At 44.3% G+C, this 20104-nt stretch carries 18 protein-coding genes; 15 read left to right on the top strand and 3 right to left on the bottom strand.

The window, feature by feature from the left end; translation table 11 throughout:
• Window positions 1-125: 125 nt before the first annotated feature.
• From MHI25_RS01970 to MHI25_RS02010, 9 genes are all read left to right on the top strand, one after another.
• Complete coding sequence (locus tag MHI25_RS01970; protein WP_076124636.1) at window positions 126-473, top strand: metal-sensitive transcriptional regulator; 348 nt, start codon at window positions 126-128, stop codon at window positions 471-473.
• 53 nt (window positions 474-526) lie between these two features.
• Window positions 527-727, top strand: coding sequence for a copper ion binding protein (locus MHI25_RS01975; RefSeq protein ID WP_076124634.1), 201 nt, complete (start codon window positions 527-529; stop codon window positions 725-727).
• A 113-nt stretch (window positions 728-840) separates the two neighbouring features.
• Complete coding sequence (locus tag MHI25_RS01980; RefSeq protein WP_076192712.1) at window positions 841-3303, top strand: heavy metal translocating P-type ATPase; 2463 nt, start codon at window positions 841-843, stop codon at window positions 3301-3303.
• Between the two features lie 31 nt (window positions 3304-3334).
• Window positions 3335-4087, top strand: coding sequence for an oxygen-insensitive NADPH nitroreductase (gene nfsA, locus MHI25_RS01985; protein WP_076101226.1), 753 nt, complete (start codon window positions 3335-3337; stop codon window positions 4085-4087).
• Window positions 4088-4282: 195 nt separating this feature from the next.
• Window positions 4283-5191, top strand: coding sequence for an ABC transporter ATP-binding protein (locus tag MHI25_RS01990; RefSeq protein WP_076124631.1), 909 nt, complete (start codon window positions 4283-4285; stop codon window positions 5189-5191).
• A gap of 2 nt (window positions 5192-5193) precedes the next feature.
• On the top strand, window positions 5194-5928 hold the full coding sequence (locus MHI25_RS01995; protein WP_036682760.1) for an ABC transporter permease: 735 nt from the start codon (window positions 5194-5196) through the stop codon (window positions 5926-5928).
• Between the two features lie 4 nt (window positions 5929-5932).
• The gene (locus MHI25_RS02000; protein ID WP_340394859.1) at window positions 5933-7087 is read left to right on the top strand and encodes a sensor histidine kinase; all 1155 of its coding nucleotides are present in this window, start codon (window positions 5933-5935) and stop codon (window positions 7085-7087) included.
• On the top strand, window positions 7084-7686 hold the full coding sequence (locus MHI25_RS02005; RefSeq protein WP_036682756.1) for a response regulator transcription factor: 603 nt from the start codon (window positions 7084-7086) through the stop codon (window positions 7684-7686). Before MHI25_RS02000 ends, MHI25_RS02005 begins: the two co-directional genes overlap by 4 nt.
• Window positions 7687-7704: 18 nt before the next feature.
• Window positions 7705-8406 carry a histidine phosphatase family protein gene (locus MHI25_RS02010; RefSeq protein ID WP_076192717.1) on the top strand — a complete coding sequence of 234 codons (702 nt, stop codon included), beginning with the start codon at window positions 7705-7707 and terminating at the stop codon, window positions 8404-8406.
• Window positions 8407-8927: 521 nt separating this feature from the next.
• Here the strand turns inward: MHI25_RS02010 and infC are convergent.
• Both infC and MHI25_RS02020 read right to left on the bottom strand, forming a co-directional pair.
• Complete coding sequence (gene infC, locus MHI25_RS02015; protein WP_076185653.1) at window positions 8928-9446, bottom strand: translation initiation factor IF-3; 519 nt, start codon at window positions 9444-9446, stop codon at window positions 8928-8930.
• Between the two features lie 61 nt (window positions 9447-9507).
• On the bottom strand, window positions 9508-10413 hold the full coding sequence (locus MHI25_RS02020) for a LysR family transcriptional regulator (RefSeq protein ID WP_076124625.1): 906 nt from the start codon (window positions 10411-10413) through the stop codon (window positions 9508-9510).
• A 110-nt stretch (window positions 10414-10523) separates the two neighbouring features.
• On the opposite strand from MHI25_RS02020, the gene MHI25_RS02025 reads away from it, so the two are divergent.
• The 5 genes from MHI25_RS02025 to MHI25_RS02045 all read left to right on the top strand — a co-directional run bounded on the left by MHI25_RS02025 (window position 10524) and on the right by MHI25_RS02045 (window position 16654).
• On the top strand, window positions 10524-10928 hold the full coding sequence (locus MHI25_RS02025) for a tautomerase family protein (RefSeq protein ID WP_042123596.1): 405 nt from the start codon (window positions 10524-10526) through the stop codon (window positions 10926-10928).
• Between the two features lies 1 nt (window position 10929).
• Window positions 10930-11259 (top strand): carboxymuconolactone decarboxylase family protein, encoded by a 330-nt coding sequence (locus MHI25_RS02030; protein ID WP_076124622.1) that lies wholly within the window; start codon window positions 10930-10932, stop codon window positions 11257-11259.
• 42 nt (window positions 11260-11301) lie between these two features.
• Window positions 11302-12918, top strand: a complete 1617-nt coding sequence (locus MHI25_RS02035; protein ID WP_340394860.1) for a sigma-70 family RNA polymerase sigma factor — start codon at window positions 11302-11304, stop codon at window positions 12916-12918.
• A gap of 265 nt (window positions 12919-13183) precedes the next feature.
• A complete protein-coding gene (locus MHI25_RS02040; protein ID WP_340394861.1) occupies window positions 13184-15574 on the top strand; it encodes an ABC transporter permease in 2391 nt (796 codons plus the stop codon).
• A 102-nt stretch (window positions 15575-15676) separates the two neighbouring features.
• A complete protein-coding gene (locus tag MHI25_RS02045; protein ID WP_076304317.1) occupies window positions 15677-16654 on the top strand; it encodes a phosphotransferase in 978 nt (325 codons plus the stop codon).
• 47 nt (window positions 16655-16701) lie between these two features.
• Here the strand turns inward: MHI25_RS02045 and MHI25_RS02050 are convergent, their stop codons facing one another.
• The gene (locus MHI25_RS02050; protein ID WP_076124617.1) at window positions 16702-17595 is read right to left on the bottom strand and encodes an AraC family transcriptional regulator; all 894 of its coding nucleotides are present in this window, start codon (window positions 17593-17595) and stop codon (window positions 16702-16704) included.
• Window positions 17596-17740: 145 nt separating this feature from the next.
• On the opposite strand from MHI25_RS02050, the gene MHI25_RS02055 reads away from it, so the two are divergent.
• Entirely contained in the window at window positions 17741-19993 is a 2253-nt protein-coding gene (locus MHI25_RS02055; RefSeq protein ID WP_340394862.1) for a beta-L-arabinofuranosidase domain-containing protein, read from the top strand.
• The last annotated feature ends 111 nt before the right edge of the window (window positions 19994-20104 follow it).

Below are 20104 nucleotides of genomic sequence, written 5' to 3' on the forward strand. Positions count from 1 at the left end.
GTAGAAGAATACGGCGGTAATATAGGGACAAACTACCCGTGAAGATCATCTGTGGATGAATTAGGAATGCCTCTTGACATACCCTACGGGGGTATATTATATTATAACCAAGGAGGCTGATTCTTATGTCTACTGCCAAGAAAGAGCAAGCTGCAGAATCCTGCGACATAAATTGTCATTCTTCATCATCAGGAGAACGAAAAAGTCATCATTCGGCAGAATTCAAGAATAACTTGAATACGCGCCTCAACCGGATTGAAGGCCAGATCCGCGGGGTAAAGGGTATGATTGAGCGGGATACCTATTGTGATGATGTACTCAACCAGCTCGCGGCGGTACAGGCGGCGTTAAATGGTGTCGGTAAGATGCTGTTAGAAGGACATATGAAAAGTTGCATTGTTGAGCGAATCGAAGCTGGCGAACATGAGGTTATCGACGAGCTCCTAATTACGGTTAACAAATTAATGAAATAATAAGCTAATGCTTCTAGAGCATAGCTTCACAACATTTATTGGAGGTTATATTAATGTCAAACGCTACATTAAACGTTGAAGGAATGTCTTGTGGTCACTGTGTTAACTCTGTAGAGAAAGCCGTAGGCAATCTTGGAGCCACAGCTAAAGTTGATCTTGCTGCTAAGAAAGTTTCCGTCGAGTATGATGAGAACAAAGTAAGCCTTGGTGCGATTAAAGAAGCAATTGTAGATCAAGGGTATGACGTAGTTTAATTTGAAGCACAGTAATAAGGCTTGGAGTGATATGGGGAAGCTGCCCAAAGCTCCAATGCCTTTTCTTTTAGAAATTATCATACCCTATAGGGGTATGTGGAGGCGTGGAAATCATGGATAAAACCAAAACAACAGCTTCACCAAACGAACAGCAGGCAACTGTACAGATTACAGGTATGACCTGTTCCGCTTGTGCAACCCGAATTGAGAAGGGTTTGTCCCGGATGGACGGCGTATCTCGTGCGAATGTGAATCTAGCCTTGGAACAGGCTACTGTTGGATTTGATCCGACAGTATCAGGGTTGCCACAAATTGAAGATAAAATCCGTTCTCTTGGTTATGACACTATTAAAGAATCTGCGGATTTTGATATATCGGGGATGACCTGTGCTGCTTGTTCCTCACGGATTGAAAAAGTGTTGAGCCGTACACCGGGCATAGCAGCAGTTAATGTGAATTTGGCGCTGGAAACAGCACATGTAGAATATACACCCGGTAATATCAGTCCAAGGGAGATCATGGAGAAGGTAAGCAGTATCGGCTATAAAGCTTCTCTTAAAGAAGACCGCAAGGATCATGTGGATCGTCGTGGAAAAGAAATTCAGCATAAAAAGTGGAAATGGATCATTTCTGCAATTCTTTCGTTCCCATTGTTATGGGCGATGGCGGGTCATTTCTCCTTCACCGGCTGGATTCCAACACCGGATATATTTATGAATCCTTGGTTCCAGCTTGTGCTGGCTACCCCTGTGCAATTTATCATCGGTTGGCAGTTCTACGTCGGTGCTTATAAAGCCCTTCGTAACCGGAGTGCCAATATGGATGTGTTAGTCGTATTAGGGACGTCGGCAGCTTATTTCTACAGTCTTTATCTGACTATTGATTCCTTAAGCATGAAGGGAATGAATCATACTGTAGAAATGTATTATGAGACGAGTGCTGTACTCATTACACTTATCCTTGTCGGTAAATGGTTTGAGGCGCTGGCGAAAGGCCGTTCCTCTGACGCAATCAAAAGCTTAATGGGGCTTCAGGCAAAAACCGCCCTCGTAATTCGGGATGGGCAAGAAATGAATATCCCGACAGATGAAGTTATTCCTGGTGATATTGTATTGGTGAAGCCCGGAACAAAGGTACCTGTGGATGGTGAGGTAGTCGAGGGATCTTCTTCTGTGGATGAGTCTATGTTGACCGGAGAGAGTATTCCTGTGGAGAAAAAACCAGGGGATACCGTGATCGGTGCCACTATGAATAAGAATGGTATCTTGAGAATCAAAGCCAATAAAGTGGGTCGCGACACTGCGCTGGCTCAAATTATCCGAGTAGTGGAGGAAGCTCAAGGCTCCAAAGCTCCGATTCAGCGGATTGCCGATGTAATCTCAGGAATTTTTGTGCCGATTGTTGTGGGTATTGCCGTAATAACTTTTCTGATCTGGTATTTCTGGGCAGCCCCTGGCCAGTTCGCTGATGCCCTCGAAAAAGCCATTGCAGTGCTCGTAATCGCTTGTCCATGTGCGCTAGGTCTGGCAACGCCAACCTCCATTATGGCAGGATCGGGCCGGGCAGCAGAGCTTGGAATCCTCTTCAAGGGCGGGGAGCATTTAGAGGGAGCGCAAGGGATTCAGACCGTTGTGCTAGATAAAACAGGTACAGTGACGAATGGTAAACCCGTGCTTACCGATGTTGTGACTACTACTGGAATTGCAGCTTATGGAAAAGAAAACGCGGAAAACCGTTTGTTAGCTTTAACTGCAGCTGCTGAAAAGCTATCTGAGCATCCACTTGCGGAAGCTATTGTTGCTGGCGCTGCTGATAGAGGCTTGGCTTTGCCTACTGCTGAGCAGTTTGATAATGTGCCCGGACGTGGAATTATGGCCGTTGTCTCCGATCAGCAGGTTATGGTAGGCACGCGGCGGATGATGGAAGATCATCAGCTTGATATCACAGAATGGACTCCAATTATGAAGAAGCTGGAGGAGTCGGGAAAGACAGCTATGCTAGTAGCGGTAGAGAGTGAAATCGCTGGGATTGTGGCCGTTGCTGATACGATTAAACCGACCTCAAAAGCGGCTGTAGCCGCGCTCCATGATATGGGTATTGAAGTCGTAATGATCACTGGTGACAATAAAATTACAGCTGAGGCTATTGCGAAGCAGGCAGGGATCGAAAAAGTGTTAGCAGAGGTTCTGCCAGAGGGCAAAGCCGAAGAGGTTCGCAAGCTCCAACAGAATGGGACTAAGGTTGCCATGGTTGGGGATGGGATCAACGATGCTCCGGCACTGGCTACTGCCGATACGGGTATGGCGATTGGGACAGGAACGGATATAGCTATGGAAGCAGCTGATATTACGCTGATGCGCGGGGATCTGAAGAGTATTCCTGATGCGATCATGATGAGCCGCAAAACGATGAGAAATATTAAACAAAATTTGTTCTGGGCGCTTGCTTACAATACAATAGGAATACCGATTGCTGCACTTGGGTTTCTAGCCCCATGGCTGGCAGGAGCTGCGATGGCATTTAGCTCCGTGTCTGTTGTCTTGAATGCACTTCGGCTACAGCGGGTAAAGCTGTAATATCACTATCACTATTTAGGGAGTGGCCACAGTGCAAGTAAATAACGATACAATTTCTCTGTTAATGAAACATGCATCTGTCCGCAAGTTTCAGGATAAGCCAGTAAGTGAAGATCAGCTTAGCGCTATTATTGGAGCAGCTCAGATGGCTTCAACCTCAAGCAATGTTCAGGCTTATAGTGTTATTGCAGTTACTGACCCGGCACTAAAGACGGAGCTTGCGGGACTAGCGGGCAATCAGGCTTATATAGAACAATGCCCAGTGTTTTTGGTCTGGTGCGCTGATCTGTATCGGCTGCGCGAGGTGACGAAACCTCATTTGCAGGGAGAGACTTCTTATGAAGATTCTGCTGAGAACCTGATTGTAGCTACCGTTGATGTTGCGCTTGCTGCACAGAATGCTGCAGTGGCTGCGGAATCACTAGGACTTGGAATTGTATATATCGGTGGAATCCGTAACCGGATCGCGGAGGTATCGGAATTGCTGGGACTGCCTGAATTGGTCTATCCGATATTCGGGATGTGTGTAGGTTATCCTGACGGAGCTTCGGGCCTGCGTCCGCGGCTTCCACTAGAGGCTGTTCTGCATCGTAATCGCTACAATGCGGAAACCACTGTGGAGCAGGTCAAAACTTACGATAAAGTCTCCTCAGACTATATGCGTGAGCGGACCCACGGCGCCAAAGACACCCCTTGGTCGGCCATTATGGCGGAGCGATTGGCACAGCCAGCACGGCTGCATATGAAGGAGTTCCTGCTGGAAAAAGGATTCCTCCGGAGATAACTAAACTCTCTTCACCTAAAGAGGCTGCCTTATTAGTAGTTCATTCTACTGATAGGGCAGCCTCTTTTTTTTATTCGAAGCCAGGAAGGTGACAGTTGTCATCTTAAAGAAATGACAGTCCATACTAATGTCATGTCTTCTTTTTCCATATGATTGAAATAGATCAAACGCATTCGGAAGCGGAGGGATTACGTTATGGATAATATTATAGAAATGCACGGGGTCAGCAAAATATATAAGGATAAAAAGGCCGTAGATAATATCAGCTTTAACATTGCTAAAGGTTCGATTACAGCTATTCTGGGACCGAACGGAGCGGGTAAAACAACGGCATTAGGCATGCTGCTGGGGCTAATAGAGCCTACCGAGGGTACAGTGGAGTTGTTCGGTCATCATCCGAAGGATAAAGCAGTACGTGAAAAGACTGGAGCGATGCTGCAGGAGGTAAGTGTAATGGATCGGCTAAAGGTGCGGGAGATCATTGATCTGATCCGCAGCTATTATCCAAAGCCTATGGATATGGAGTTTCTAATTAAGGCTACTGGACTTGCGCCAGCCGATTTGAATAGATACGCCGAGAAGCTCTCGGGCGGTCAAAAGCGTAGTTTGGGCTTTGCGCTAGCCCTCGCGGGTAATCCGGAGCTGATCTTTTTCGATGAACCTACAGTCGGACTTGATATTACTTCCCGGCGGCGGTTCTGGGAAACGGTTCGTGGACTTGCGGAGCAAGGAAAAACGATTGTGTTCACGACCCATTATTTGCAGGAAGCAGAAGATATCGCGGATCGTATTCTATTATTCAGTAAAGGACACTTAGTTGCGGACGGAAGTCCAGATGAGATTAAATCGCGGATTGTGAAGCGTTCCGTGTCCTTCCTGCCTGTGGGTGATCGCTCGCAATTGCGCAGAAACCTGCTAGACCTAGCTGCTATAGAGGATTGTTATGAAAAAGATGGCCGCATTCACGTGACCACAGAGGATACAGATGAGGCGCTTAAAGCGATTTTTGTGGCTGGACTTCCTGTGAAAGATGTTCGAATTGATCAGGGACGTTTGGATGAGGCTTTTGAACAATTGACCATGAACCAAGAGGAGGCTGTCTAACCATGAGACTAATTACTGTACAGTGTAAAGCGGAAATGCTGCGGATCATCCGTAATCCCTATTATGTGTTCTGGTCTTTGCTCATGCCCATCATGTTCTATTTCATCTTCACCCGGGTGGTCAATACAGGTAGCGATGACCTAACGTGGCGTGCTCATTATTTAATGTCTATGGCGACCTTCAGTGTAATGGGCTCAGCCATTATGACGCTTGGCATCCGGTTGGTGCAAGAACGAACACAAGGCTGGACCACCTTTATTCGGATTACACCGCTGCCGGGATCGATCTATTTTTTCGGAAAAATGTTCGGACAGACGATGATGCATCTGTTTTCGGTCATTTGTATTTTTATCGCAGGCTATTTAATCAATGGCGTCTCTTTATCCGCAGGTCAATGGGTGCTTAGCGGGCTGTGGATCCTGATCGGTTCTCTACCATTTTTAGCGATTGGTACGCTTGTAGGTGCTATGAAACGGGTGGATACAGCCAGTGGAGTCAGCAACGTGATTTATATGGCTCTTGCTGTAGCAGGAGGCATGTGGATGCCGATTGAGATACTGCCACGATTAATGCAGCGGATTGGTCATTGGTTGCCTTCCTATAACTATGGGAATGGAGCCTGGGAAATCGTTCGTGGCTCAGCTCCGACATGGAGTAATGTCTTGATTTTACTCGGATATTTGGTAGTTTTTATGTTACTATCGGTCTATATTCGAAAAAAACAGGAAGCGGTGTGAATGAATGGCTGAGCGTGCGAAGTTCCGGTTATTTCCACAAAAACAGGGATTTTTCCCTTTTGTATGGGCTGTTTATCTGGTTATGCCCATCCTGAATTTGCGCGGGGAGACTGGAATGAAGCTCATTCTGGGCGGGATTATGATAGCGGTATTTGCCCTCAGCTATCGCCAGCTGTATTGGGTGCGGGGTGGAGTGTTTAATGTTTGGTTAATTATTCAAATGTTGATCATCGTGGTGCTTAGTGTGTTCTATACCCCCTATAATCTGTACATGGGCTTTTTCACCGCAAATTTTATCGCATATTATACGGAGAATAAAGGGTTCAAAATTGCATTTGCTTCTTTTGTGATCATGATCCTTTCGGTGCTGGTCTTAGTGGGTCGTGGGATGGAGTGGGGAAGTGTGATATTTTTAGCTCCGTTTATTATAATTATGTTGATTAGTCCGTTCGGAGTGAGGTCCATGAATCGGAATCAGAAGCTGGAGAAAGAGCTGGATCGAGCCAATGAGGTGATTAAAGAGCTGGTGAAGCGTGAGGAACGAATGCGAATCGCCCGTGACCTGCATGATACTCTTGGCCATACCTTGTCCTTGATTACGTTAAAGAGCCAACTCGTAGAGAAGCTGGTGACGAAAAATACGGAGCAAGCCCAAGAGGAGGCGCGAGAAATTCAGCGCACTTCACGGGCTGCGCTCCGTCAAGTGCGTGAGCTAGTGTCGGAAATGCGTGCGGTCTCAGTGGCAGAGGAACTGGCTGAAGCTGGAGAGATGCTGCGAACGGCAGAGATCGCCTTAGAAGTGGAAGGGGATATCTCTCTGGAGGGGGTATCCGATCTGACGCAAAATATCCTCAGCCTCTGTATCAAAGAAGCAGTGACTAATATCGTAAAGCATAGTAGAGCGGACAAATGCTTCATAGGAGTGGCAAAGCTGGCTGGAGAAGTGCGAATTACCGTTAAGGATAACGGCATTGGTCTACAGCATGGGGAGAGAGGGAATGGTGGGCTTAGCGATGGAAATGGCATGAAGGGAATGGCAGAGCGTCTATCCCTGATTGATGGCTCCCTGTCGCTAAGCTCAGCTGAGGGTCAGGGAGCTACGCTGATCGTTACCATCCCGCTAATCGTAAAAGATGCACAAGGGGGTGAGACTGCATGATAAGCATTGTTATAGCGGAGGATCAACGCCTGCTTCGGGGAGCGATGGCTTCTTTGCTGGATCTTGAAGACGATATCGAAGTAGTCGGAGAAGCTTGTGATGGGGCGGAGGCGTTAGCTTTAATCGACAAGCTTCAGCCAGATGTCTGTCTCATGGACATTGAAATGCCGTTCAAGAGCGGGCTGGAGGTTGCAGAAATATTGCGGAGTAAGGGTTGTCCGACCCGAATTATTATTTTGACTACCTTTGCCCGTCCAGGGTATTTTGAGCGTGGAGTAAAGGCTGGTATTCAAGGGTATTTGTTGAAGGACGAGCCTGTAGATAAGCTAGCTGAATCTATTCGTCGTGTCATGGCTGGACATCGGGAGGTATCTCCTGAGTTAGTCTTCGGCAGTCTGCGGGAGGAGAATCCATTAACAGCACGGGAGCGCGAGATTTTAAAACTGGCTGGAGAAGGGCAAACCGCGAGCGAGATAGCCTTTTCGCTGCATCTATCTTATGGCACTGTCCGCAATTACATCTCTGAAATACTCAATAAGCTGGAAGTGAAAAGCCGGATTGAGGCGGTACGGCTGGCGGAAGAAAAAGGCTGGATTTGAGGGGAGGAGGGCATTGTTATGCAAATATTTCTGATTCGTCATGGTGATCCGGACTATTCTATAGATGATCTAACGGAATTCGGGCATCAGGAAGCAGCGGCATTGGGAAAACGCATGGGATCTATCGGACTGGATGAATTATATGCTTCACCATTGGGTAGAGCACAGACAACAGCAAGTTATGTGGCCAAAGAGACGGGACTTGTAATTCAGACAGAACCTTGGACTTGTGAATTGGATTGGACAGGGATTATGTTGGATGGACAACTGGCACCTATATGGGATAGCCCCGGAGAACATATTAGTGAACTATCGAGTGGAAAAAGAGAATGGTCTGATCAAACAGATCATTGGTTAAAACAAGAGGAATACAAATTGCGGTTTAGCGAACTACAAGCGGCTTCAGATCAATTCTTGCTTCGCCACCACTATAAAAGAGAGGATGGCCTATATCGTATCCTCGAGCCTTCTACCAAGAAGATTGGAGTTGTGTGTCATGGTGGCTTTGGCCTTGCATGGCTAGCCCATTTATTGCAGATTCCTTTAGCCTTGGCTTGGTCCGTATTTTGGCTTGCTCCAAGCTCGGTAACGACGATCTTGTTTGAAGAGCGCAGCGAGCACTATGCAGTTCCCAGATGTATTGGATTGGGAGATGTCTCCCACCTCTATGCTGGGGGTATGAACTTTCGCCCAAGGGGATTAATGGGTAATCATGTTTAAGGTGACTGATTAAGAGCGAGCAAGGACATTGTCTATGAAGTGAAAGGCCATCCTGTAGAGGATGGCCTTTTTTAATAATACAAGAAAGTATAAGTTTGGCACGATACATTATCCTTCTATTTCTCGCATAAGCGCTTACCGTTCTTTAGGGACACCGAAGGCGCTTTTGCTTGCATATAAGAATCATGCCCCTTGCCCAGTTCCTGATTTCCACTTGCTATTGTGCTAACGGACTTAGATGCAGCTATTTGTACATTTTAAGCCTTTTGGAGGAAGTTGCGGACTCGAGAGATCTTATTTTCCATAAATGGAGGGAATATCGTGCTATTTTAGTGATATAAAGTCTCTGAAGTCCGTTAGCATCCCAGAACAGCGAAATAGTTACGAATAAGGGCTGTGGTGTCCAAACGCAATTCTGAATTCTGCTCGCAATAAAGCTACATTTGCTGATAGCAGCAGCTTTTTCATGAAATGGTCTACTAATTTTGGTTTTGAGCCTAAATTATCTGAAATTCCACTCTTCACCGTGGATTTAATTTCACCTGTGAACCTTTGCCGCCTGTCTGGATGCCGGTATCTTTGACTCCGACTTCCTTGAGGTCAGCTACGAGGCGTTCTAGTACCGTCTTTGCGGCAGCAGCTTCCTTCGCACCGGATGCTTTGACAACTAATTGCACCGGCTTGCCGGAGCGGAGATGCTTCTCAGCCTGACGGAGCTTAGTATCGTAGTCGTGCTCTTCAATATGAGCAGTGAAGCGGAGCTCTTTGACCTTCTCCTTGCTGCCGCCCTTTGCAGCTGAGCCACCACTGGCCTTGCGTGCTGAGGCTGCTTCTTTCTGCGCGGCCGCTTTTGCTTTGCCCTTTGCAGTTAGGCTGCAGGGCGGTGGGCTGCTCATTAGCGAGGTGCATACCAGATCAGCTCCTGCTGATCTGGCCATGGCCAGCGCCTCTTCCCGTGAGACGATACCCAGCTTCTCACCCCTAAGTCCTGTAAGAACTACTTCGGATGCTCTGATTTGTTCATTAATTAATACTGCCACTTCTATGAATCCTCCCCTGATAACGATGATAAAGCTATCATATATGGAACTAGCTTGAGGTTCAAATGTGGAGCGTAGGATTAGCATTACTAATCCTCTCAATTTCTTCTTTTATGATTTGTAGGATTAGTTCTTTAGATGATGTTGCTAGATATTCTCGGTTGCGCCGCTGCAATATACCCACTTGAATGAACGGCTCGCTTAGTTCAACATCTATTTTTACGATATCTGTCATTAAAGCTGTCGAATCAAGCACTACCCCCACCCCAGGGTTCTTTCTTACAAAATGAGGAATAGCAGAAATTTGGCTTATGGTGGATAAAGTGGGCTTTGATTCGAATCTCGAAAATTGCTTAGCTAACCGAAGGTAATATAAGCAAGTGCGTCCTCCAGCTATAATTGGATATTCAAGAATTTCTCGAAATGAAATATCGTCTCGTCCGTTTAAAGGATGATTTTCATCTACTATAAAAGCGATTTTCTCGTGATAAAGCGGTTCGAAATAAAAGAAAGACAGGTCGGACGGCTCACCGCAGATGGCGAAATCCAGTTCTCTTTGTAGAACAAGTTGTGAGAGGGAATCAGTGTTACCCTGAATGAAGTTACATGCCATCTTTGGTTTTTGCTCCTGAAACTTTCGCAAGGCGTTCGGTAGGACGGATTCCATCATGGATTCAATGCTTCCGATATGAAGTGTACCAATTTCGTCATGCTGTAAAGCTTTGGTGAGTTCTGTTACATAGTTCCAATGTTGAATAAGGTTATCGATTTCCCCTGCAAAAACTTGCCCAGCACTTGTCAGTTCTACTTCCCAGCCTCTGTGAAAGAGTTGTATGCCCAGTTCTTTTTCAAGTCGTTGAATTTGGTTGGTAATGGTAGACTGCGCATAATTCAACTTCTCTGCAGCGCGTGAGAAAGTGCCTTCTTGAAGAATGGTCTTAAAAGCCATCAGTTCTTTTAGATCCATCGATTGTCACCTCTATCGGTATAATTGATTAAGATTATTATCTTATTCAATTATATAAATCAAAATACTGAGAGTACAATAAAAGAATTCCAAAGAAGGAGTGAATTAAAATGCCATTCATTAGAGTCAGTTATCTGGAGCAACAATACGACATTCACCAGCTAGAAGGAATATGCAGAGCGATTATGAGCGCGTTAATTCAGCATTTCCATGTACCGGAGGATGATATGTTTCAGGTTTTTCATGCGCATAAAGCGGGGGGATTTTTTTATAGTAAAGATTATTTAAATATTGAACGAAGCGACGGACTGATATATATCCAAGTTACGCTAAAATCCGGAAGATCAACGGAACAGAAGAAAAGCTTTTACGCGAGGCTAGCCGAGGAATTATCGATGACGCTAAACATCAGAAAAGAAGATATATTCATTGTGCTCGTCGATACGGAATTCGAAGATTGGTCGTTTGGTAACGGTGTTGCTCAAATGCTACAACCTCCGGTTAGGGAGGTGTAATATGGCGCATCAGAAAATCGTCACAAATGTACGGGAATCGTTAGGGGAGTTCGCTCCGGCATTCGTCGACTACTCGGAAAATGTGTTATTTGGGGACTTATGGAGACGTGAGCAATTATCACTTCGGGATCGTAGCATGATTACGATTTCTGCTTTGGTGATGGGGGGCATGACGGAACAACTCCCCTATCATCTGCACTTGGCTTTAGAGAACGGCTTACAACTTGAAGAAATCGTGGAGGCCATCACCCACCTTTCTTTTTATGTAGGTTGGCCGCGAGCCTCTTCAGCTCTAGAGGTTGCAAAGGATGTAATAGGAAAAAATAAATAACGTCTGACTTTTCAATCCCATCCGTAACCTTTAGGAACTTCATTGGCACTTGTATATAATACGGAAGAAGGGAGCGGAGGACAGATGCTTCAGTATATCGAAGAGGCTAAACAAGGAGACCGACAAGCTTTTGAACAGATTGTTAAGCACTTTACACCGATGGCCAATGCAGTTGCGTTCGAAAAGCTGCGTGACTATCAATTAGCGGAAGATGCTGTGCAGGAAGCTTTCACAGAAGCCTTTTTGCATTTGAATAAATTACGAGCAGTAGAGGCATTCCCGGGCTGGTTTAAAGCTATTGTGGTGCGGCAATGTTATCGCATCTTGCGAAGAAAGCAGCATCCTGCATTACCCTACGAGGAAGCTGCGCAAGCGACAGAATCTTCATTTTCTATAGCAGATATTATTGAAAAAAAGGAAACCCAGCGGCTGGTTCACGAGTCTATAGCTGCATTAACTTCCAATATGCGGATTGCCGTTCAATTATATTATTTTCAAGGCTACTCACTACAAGAGATTGCTGACTTTCTGGGGACTTCGGTTTCGGTGTTGAAGAAGCGACTTTTTGATGCCCGCCGCAAGCTGAAAGGTGCATTGCCTGTGGCAGATGTTCTTTCCGTATTCAACCATTTGTACGAAGGGGGAAAAGCTGTGCTTCACATTGTAAATGGAGATGTAGTGGGAGAGAAGCTGCGGCAAGGAATCGTGAAAGGTGATGTACTAGTGTGGAGAGAGGTATATTCGCATGGGCCGGTATTCTTGGATTCTGCCGATGGAGATAACCGCGCTGTTCGAGCGCAATATTTGGAACAAACGATGGGGATTCCGCAGAGGGAATTTATCGCCAATAGTGAGAGGCAAGAGAAGATTTTAGCTGATTTCCATAAATATGAAGAAGTGGTGTTATGGTTCGAGCATGACCTTTTCGATCAGACGATGCTCAGTTATTTACTCCATTGGTTCTCGAAGCAGAAAATGTTAACCACCAAGCTAAGCTTACTATGCATTGGAGAGTATCCGGGAATAAAGTTATTTCGAGGACTTGGACAACTTTCTATAGAGCAGATGGAAACATTATCAGGCACATGGAAGCTAATCGGAGCCAAAGAATTAGAAGCAGGTCAAGCACTCTGGGAAGCCTATGTATCACCGAATCCAGAATTGCTGTCACCACGATTAACTATAGATACGTCGGCTTTACCCTTTGCACATGACGCCTTCCGGGCGCATTTATCGCGCTTTCCTTCTACTACAAACGGACTTGGCATCGTAGAACAAATCACGCTGGAGATGATCCATGAGGGAATAAAATCACCCTATGAGCTGTTCAAAAATGTGGGTGATAAGCTTCATATCTTGGGAATGGGCGACTTGCAATATTGGCATATCCTAAGAAAGATGGTACAAGGCACGTACCCTTTGCTACAAACTCATGGATGCAATGAGTTCCCTGTTTATAACGATTCAGTAATGCAATTTAAAGACTGTGAGCTTGTATTAACAGAGCTAGGTAAGAGTGTAATAGCTGGAAACGAAGACTGGGTGCAGAAGAATGGCAGCGATGAGTGGTTTGGAGGTGTACATCTGCAAGGATTGACTCCGCGCTGGCGGTGGAATCCGTTGGTCGGTGCGCTTCAGGAGAGAAGTACCGAGGCGTAATTTATTAATCTAAATGTTTGCTACACAAGGCATATTGAGCATAAAAAGACTTCCACTAACTTGGAGATACTCAAACGCTCCAGAGGGGGAAGTCTTTTTTGTTGTATCCATATATTATATGAATAGTAAATATAGTATATATCATCTATTTAAAGGGTGATTGATCTTTGTTGGAGAATATTATCTATAGAATAAATAGTGAAAGTATTCACTTGATGATGCAAAGGGAGGAATATTCGTTATACGATAGGAGGATGATGTATCAATGTCCATACAGAATAAAACAGCAATGATAAGAATTGCAAAAGCAAATTTAAAAGCGGAAAAAACCAAAAATTACTTTGTAGGCAGTGTGATAGCTTTAGCTGCGTTTTTATTAACTGTTGTAATGACCTTTGGTTATAATTCTTTTACTAACCTACAACATGAGTCGAATTTCCAGGCTTTATTCTATAATCTCAATAACAATGAAATCTCACGATTGAAAGAAATAGAGGGAATTAATAAAATCGGACTCTATAAGGAAATAGGCAGAGAGAAAAAAGAGGAACGCCTATTGTCCATTCTCTACACGGATCAAGCCATGATGGATTTATCAAATGCCAATATCGTTCTGGGGAAGTTCCCTACAAAAGAAAATGAAATTGCAATAGAAAAAGACTTTCAGTTATCCGATGATCGAAGCCTGGGGCTTGGCGATTCTATTTCTTTGCAATTTAGAAACAATGCCAGCAAAGAATTTCAAACCAGCCAATTTGTGATTTCTGGAATTCTGCAAACAACCGCATCAGGTAACGAGAATCGAATCGGCTACAATGCTCTGGTATCAAGCGCGTTCGTTGAGGCAGATCCATTTCTTTCCAAAGAGGATTTCTCCGCGGCAATTAGCATCAACAACAGCAGCAGTTATTCCAACGAGGAACTGAAGTCAAAAATCAAAGAAATAGGGCAGCGAATGGGTATCTCTGAGAGAAATATTCAGATCAATAATGTAAATGTGGACAGTAATAATCTGTCAGGAAGCACTGTGATATCCATCCTGTCTATCATGCTGATCATCGCACTGGCTTGTTGGCTAGTTATCTACAATATCTTTTATATTTCAATTACTAAGCGAATTAAACAATACGGACAACTTAGAGCAATCGGTGCAACAAAAAAGCAGATAAAACAGCTAGTTCTATATGAAGGGAAAAATCTTTCAAGAAAATATATCCCTATTGGAGTTATCTTAGGATGTTTAATGAGCTGGATTTTAAGTGGCTTTCACTGGAATGCAGTTCCAAGTTTTTCACTTGCCTTTTTAGCCGGTTTGCTCACCAAAGTAACAGTTAGAGCTTCATTAAACGCACCATCTAAATTCGCATCAAGAATCTCTCCTATAACAGCGATTAGACATGTAGATGCCGATGTTAATACAAAAAAGGAGAAAAGAAACTCGAAAAGACTCACACCATTTTCTTTAGCTGCATTGAACTTATCAAGAAGCAGGAAAAAGACGGTGTTAACTTTGCTGTCTCTTTTTTTAAGCGGAACGCTATTTGTTTCCTTGGGGACATTATTAAACTCGGTCGATCCAATCTCAAAAGCAGAGAAATATTTTCCGAATCATGGTCGGTTTGATATTCAAATTAATAATGAGTTGTATTCTGAAACAACCTCATTAAGTGATCTTCAGACGGAAGGGCAACTATCTACTTCTTTAAAAAATAAAATCCTAGCTATAAATGAAGTTGAGGACGTAATCGAACATCAGTATATTGAAGCTGCTATCGAAGGAATAAAAACGGATGACGGGGCCGCGATAGTCAGTATTGAGAATATCCCTACGTTAAACAACGAAAGATGGAGTAGTCATTTGGCTGAGGGGAAGATCCCAGATGTTGATTCGTCGGATGCATCCTACATACTCCTTAACAGCGCCAGTAGTGACTTAGATTATTACGGGGCTCATTACGCTGTCGGTGATCATATTTCATTCATAATTGCTAATGATCAGGAGAAGGCCAAACATGATTTTGAGATCATTGGAGATATTACGGATAAGAATTCAGGAACTTCATTTTATCTTCCACCCAAAGTAATGCAAACTGTAGCCCCTTTTAATAGCAATAAGAGCTACGAAGTTATTACTATGGATAAATCGAATGAAGAGTCAATAAAGAGTGAGTTAGAGGGTGTGATTCTCAATGAGGATACACTCAAATTATTGTCTTTTTCCGAAGTTGTGGAATCCAATAGAATTGCTTTTAGAACTATCACTATTTCAGTGTATAGTTTTATGGTTTTTATAGCAGTATTCAGTATGATCAATCTCTTGAACACCATAATCACCACTATTTCTGCAAGAAAAGGGGAGCTAGGCCTTATGCAAGCCATAGGAATGAGCCGAAAACAATTAATGGCTATGTTAACCTATGAAACAGGATTTTTAGTGGTTGGAAGCTTTACGATGGCTCTTTTTACGGGCAATCTAATGGGATACATGATAAGTAAGAGTGCAGGGAATATGGGGGGGCTTTCCTACATTCAATACCAATTCCCTTGGAGTGCTATTTTCCTGTATTTCTTGGTTATTTTACTTGTCCAGACTGGTATGGTTCAGTTTGTTAGACGATCAATATCGAAGCAGAGCATTATAGAGCAATTAAATTAACGATGCGGAAAGTTTAGCTATATTTAATAAATCCCTCGCCTTTATACGGGCCAAACGTGAAAATAAATAGTGAGTAGTAATTAACGTTGAAGGGTGATTTATATGCTGAAACTGCCGGTGTATCATTCCGTAATTTCTTCCCATGCCATAGTACCCGTAATTAATGATCTTTATGAAATCGGGGATGTTCTGGAGTGTAGTTTTTATGAGAACGGACTTAATGATACCTATTTACTAAAGACCTCTATTGATAAATACATTCTTAGGATCTATAAAGCTCATTGGCGAAATAAACATGAGATTGATTTTGAAGTGGAGTTATTGAATCACTTAAATAAGAAGAATATCCCGGTATCGGCTCCGGTAATCAGCAGGGATGGTGGTTACCTAATTGAGCTGGAGGCTCCTGAAGGAACACGTTACGCAGTTCTGTTTACTTTTGCAAAAGGCAATTATTCCGATGAAAAAGCTAGCTGTGAATTATACGGTGAACAAGTGGCTAAGATGCATCTGGCTATGGATGATTTCGAATGTGGGCAGCAAAGATTTACGCTTAATCTGGATCATCTGCTTCAAGAACCGCTTCAATCGATTCGCAAGCCTTTATCCCACAGGCAAGAGGATATCGATTATCTAGAATCTTTGTCGGAAGTATTGGCAAATAGCATAGCTGAAATCTCATCAGAGCTGGATTGGGGGGCATGTCATGGTGATCTTCATGGAGCGAACGTACATTTCTACGAGGATACCCTGACTCATTTCGACTTTGATTGCGGAGGTTTTGGCTGGAGGGCCTATGATGTTTCCGTGTTTCTGTGGTCAAGGGTTAGAGGGAAAGAACGAGAGCATTTTGACAATGAACAATGGACTGTTTTCCTGAACTCATACCAAAAGCATAAAGTATTATCTGAGAACGATTTAAAGGCAATCCCTATATTTGTTGCTATCCGGGAGATATGGTTGATGGGTCTGCACACAGGGAACGCACAGGTTTGGAGTTGCGGGTGGCAAAACGATCATTACTTCAATACTAATCTGCAATTCCTACGTAATTGGTGTGAAGTTCATTCTATCCAATAGACAATACCCAAACAAGAAGCCACTCCATATTTAGGGGTGGCTTTACTTCAGTCATTATTCATAAACGTCTTATGATAAGCGTTACGATATTGGGTGGGCGTCATGTTTTCGTATTTTCGGAAGAGGCGCATGAAATATTTATCGTCGGTGAACCCCGTCTCTGTCGCGATGTCCCTCACGCTTAATGCGGTTCTGGTTAGTAGCTCCTTCGCTTTAGTCACACGTACTGAATGGATATATTCTAATGGCCCCATGGAGGTATGCTGTTTAAATAGCCGAGCTAGATAGTCCTTGTTGTAATTGAATTTATCCGCGATGATGGCCACGGTAAGCGGTTCGCTTGCATGTATCCTTGTCCACTCAGCTATTTTGACGAAGGTGACATCTTGCTGTGCGCGGATCAGCTTACTGGCGAACGGCTGAAGTGCATGCTCAGACAGCTCAATTAAAAGCGAGGTCAGCAAATAATTAACGCTGGAATAGGTTAAATACCCCGAGTTGGCCACATGAAGGATTTGATTCGCCAGAATATGAATCCGGTCACTATGTTCGATTTTTATGATTTGGGGCAGATATAGATCATGTACGGACCATAAGCGCTGTGTGCGCGAAAAGATTTCTTCTGCCTCAGGCTTCATTTCCTCCTCACTCAGTAATAACCCCTCGGTTGTCAGTTCGAAATGAAACCAATAAAACTTAACCCCGGGTCGTGACTCTCTATAGCCGACATGTGTGCGATTAGGCATGAGCAGAAAAGCTTCGTCAGGACCTACTTCAAATTGTTTGTTCTCCTCACTCAAATATACCGTTTCGTTCACGCCAATGATTAGTTCGTAGTTCCCCATAACACGCTCCACATGCTTCCATGGTGTTTCTGAGATAAATTCACCTGCCGCTGTAAAATGAACAGGTACATCTGCATTTATTTTTAAGTAGGTCATGCGGTCCTCCTAGCAATCAATAAGTCGGGTTTGTCCACTATTTGTACGACTGATCTACCGACAAATCAACGTTCCGGTGTTATCTTATGGATACAAATATACACTTGTCATCTAACCCTGACAAGATTGCGAGGGAGCGATTTCATTGAAGACGCAAGCTTTTGATCTACAGAACGTACGAATTGATTCAGGTCCACTTCTCCATGCGATGGAGTTAAATACTGATTATTTACTTAAGCTTGAGGCAGATCGGCTTCTGTCGCGTTTTCGCGAATATGCTGGCTTAGAGCCTAAGGCTGCTCACTACGAGGGCTGGGAATCTCAGGGTATTAGCGGCCATACGTTAGGCCATTTTATTTCTGGATGTGCGTTAATGTATGCCTCTACGGGAAATGAAGAGCTGCTACAACGCGTGAATTATGTAGTAGATGAATTAGAGCAATGTCAGGATGCGCATGGCAATGGCTTTATTTCCGGCATTCCTCGTGGCAAGGAGTTATTTGAGGAAGTGAAGGCAGGCGACATTCGCTCACAGGGCTTTGACCTCAACGGAGGTTGGGTGCCGCTTTACACGATGCATAAGCTGTTTGCAGGTCTTCGCGATGCTTATCGATTGGCCGGCAATCAGAAGGCGCTCGTTATTGAAACGAAGCTGGGGCTGTGGCTTGAGGATATTTTTGCAGGGCTGAGTAAAGATCAGATCCAAGAGGTGCTGCGTTGTGAGTTTGGCGGCATGAATGAAGCGCTGACGGATTTGGCAGAGGATTCCGGAGAAGATCGTTTTCTCGCGTTAGCGGAAAGCTTTTATCATGGGGAAGTGCTTAATGATCTGGCCGTAGAAAAAGATACCCTAGCTGGAAGACATGCTAATACACAGATTCCAAAAATCATCGGAGCTGCTAGACAATATGAGGTAACAGGGCAGGAGCATTATGCAGGTATTTCCCGCTTCTTCTGGGATCGGGTCGTGAATCATCATTCTTATGTGATCGGCGGCAACAGCTATAATGAGCATTTTGGTGAACCGGATAAGTTAAATGATCGATTGGGTGAAGGTTCATGTGAGACATGCAACACGTACAACATGCTGAAGCTGACTAAGCATATGTTCCAATGGGATGCGTATGCAGCGTATGCGGATTACTACGAACGTGCGATGTATAACCACATCTTAGCCTCTCAGGAGCCGGTAGATGGCCGGGTATGTTACTTCGTATCTCTCGAGATGGGTGGACATAAATCGTTTAATTCGCAGTTCGAAAGCTTTACGTGTTGTGTAGGTTCGGGAATGGAAAGCCATTCTATGTATGGCTCGGCGATATACTTCCATAGTGCAGATGAGCTTTATGTCAATCAGTACGTACCTTCTACAGTGGCTTGGAAAGAGCAAGGCATTAGCTTGCAGCAAGAGACCAAGTTCCCGGCAGAGGGACAAGGTATACTGCGGATCAGTGCAGCACAGCCAACGAAATTCACATTAAAGCTAAGATATCCTTACTGGGCTGAGCAAGGGATGAGTGTTAGCGTAAATGGTGAAGACGTTCAAGTAAATGTAGGCAAATCTAACTACTTTACTTTGGATAGAGAATGGCAGGATGGAGACGTTGTCGAATACGATATTCCGATGTCGGTGAGAATCGAGACGATGCCGGATAATCCGAACCGAGTTGCATTCCTTTACGGGCCACTTGTGCTCGCAGGTGATTTTGGGCCTATAAATGCAGAGACCAATAGCGATCGCGCCCTTGCTTCCGTATTAATCGGAGATCGGGACACACTGACGGACAACCTCATCCAATCTAATGTGAGCAAAAATGTGTTCCGGATGAAAGGTTTAGGGTATACAGGGGATCATGAGCTTCGTCCGTTCTACCCTATGCATGATCATCGTTATTCCGTGTATTGGGATTTATTTACACCGGAAGAGTGGAAGCTGGCAGAGGCTGAATATCGCGAAGCTGTGGAGAATAACTTGCTGCTTGAGCAGTTAACTGTCGATTCAGTACAACCTGCTGAAATGCAGCCTGAACGCGATCATAATTTCACAGGTGAATTTGTAGGCTTAGGTAAAATCCACAATCGCAAGTATCGGGACAGCTGGATCAATGGCTGGTTTTCCTTCACGATGGAAGTTTTGCCGGATAAGCAAGTGGATTTGGTGGTCACGTATCTGAAGTCGAACGATACTTCGCTGGCATTTGATATTTTGGCGGATGGGGAGCAACTTGGTGTAGGCACTCTTGAGTCTGAGGAGATGAATAAGCTGGAGACGATTCGCTATGAACTCCCGCAGCCGATCACGAGCGGCAAATCAGCAGTTACGATCAAGTTTGCTTCTCATGAAGGACATAAGGTTGGCCAAGTGGCCGGACTACGTATCGTTAAACGTAATTCTTGAATAAAAAGGCTTACAGAATTATAATAGGGTCAATTCTTTTAATTGAGGTGAAATGGATGTCTTTCCGTACCGTTACAAGGAACTAGTTATCGGGCTGGGTGAAACGCGTAC

It is taken from the genome of Paenibacillus sp. FSL E2-0177, from assembly GCF_037992975.1.
Taxonomy (GTDB): domain Bacteria; phylum Bacillota; class Bacilli; order Paenibacillales; family Paenibacillaceae; genus Paenibacillus_AQ; species Paenibacillus_AQ odorifer.

What these genes read in the sequence shown, in the direction of transcription:
- MHI25_RS02010 (WP_076192717.1), top strand. Translation starts at nt 7,705, where the DNA reads ATGCAAATATTTCTGATTCGTCATGGTGATCCGGACTATTCTATAGAT.
- MHI25_RS02020 (WP_076124625.1), bottom strand. Translation starts at nt 10,413, where the DNA reads ATGGATCTAAAAGAACTGATGGCTTTTAAGACCATTCTTCAAGAAGGC.
- MHI25_RS01975 (WP_076124634.1), top strand. Translation starts at nt 527, where the DNA reads ATGTCAAACGCTACATTAAACGTTGAAGGAATGTCTTGTGGTCACTGT.
- MHI25_RS01990 (WP_076124631.1), top strand. Translation starts at nt 4,283, where the DNA reads ATGGATAATATTATAGAAATGCACGGGGTCAGCAAAATATATAAGGAT.
- MHI25_RS02005 (WP_036682756.1), top strand. Translation starts at nt 7,084, where the DNA reads ATGATAAGCATTGTTATAGCGGAGGATCAACGCCTGCTTCGGGGAGCG.
- MHI25_RS01995 (WP_036682760.1), top strand. Translation starts at nt 5,194, where the DNA reads ATGAGACTAATTACTGTACAGTGTAAAGCGGAAATGCTGCGGATCATC.
- MHI25_RS01970 (WP_076124636.1), top strand. Translation starts at nt 126, where the DNA reads ATGTCTACTGCCAAGAAAGAGCAAGCTGCAGAATCCTGCGACATAAAT.
- MHI25_RS02030 (WP_076124622.1), top strand. Translation starts at nt 10,930, where the DNA reads ATGGCGCATCAGAAAATCGTCACAAATGTACGGGAATCGTTAGGGGAG.
- MHI25_RS02045 (WP_076304317.1), top strand. Translation starts at nt 15,677, where the DNA reads ATGCTGAAACTGCCGGTGTATCATTCCGTAATTTCTTCCCATGCCATA.
- MHI25_RS02000 (WP_340394859.1), top strand. Translation starts at nt 5,933, where the DNA reads ATGGCTGAGCGTGCGAAGTTCCGGTTATTTCCACAAAAACAGGGATTT.
- MHI25_RS01980 (WP_076192712.1), top strand. Translation starts at nt 841, where the DNA reads ATGGATAAAACCAAAACAACAGCTTCACCAAACGAACAGCAGGCAACT.
- MHI25_RS02040 (WP_340394861.1), top strand. Translation starts at nt 13,184, where the DNA reads ATGTCCATACAGAATAAAACAGCAATGATAAGAATTGCAAAAGCAAAT.
- MHI25_RS02050 (WP_076124617.1), bottom strand. Translation starts at nt 17,595, where the DNA reads ATGACCTACTTAAAAATAAATGCAGATGTACCTGTTCATTTTACAGCG.
- MHI25_RS02025 (WP_042123596.1), top strand. Translation starts at nt 10,524, where the DNA reads ATGCCATTCATTAGAGTCAGTTATCTGGAGCAACAATACGACATTCAC.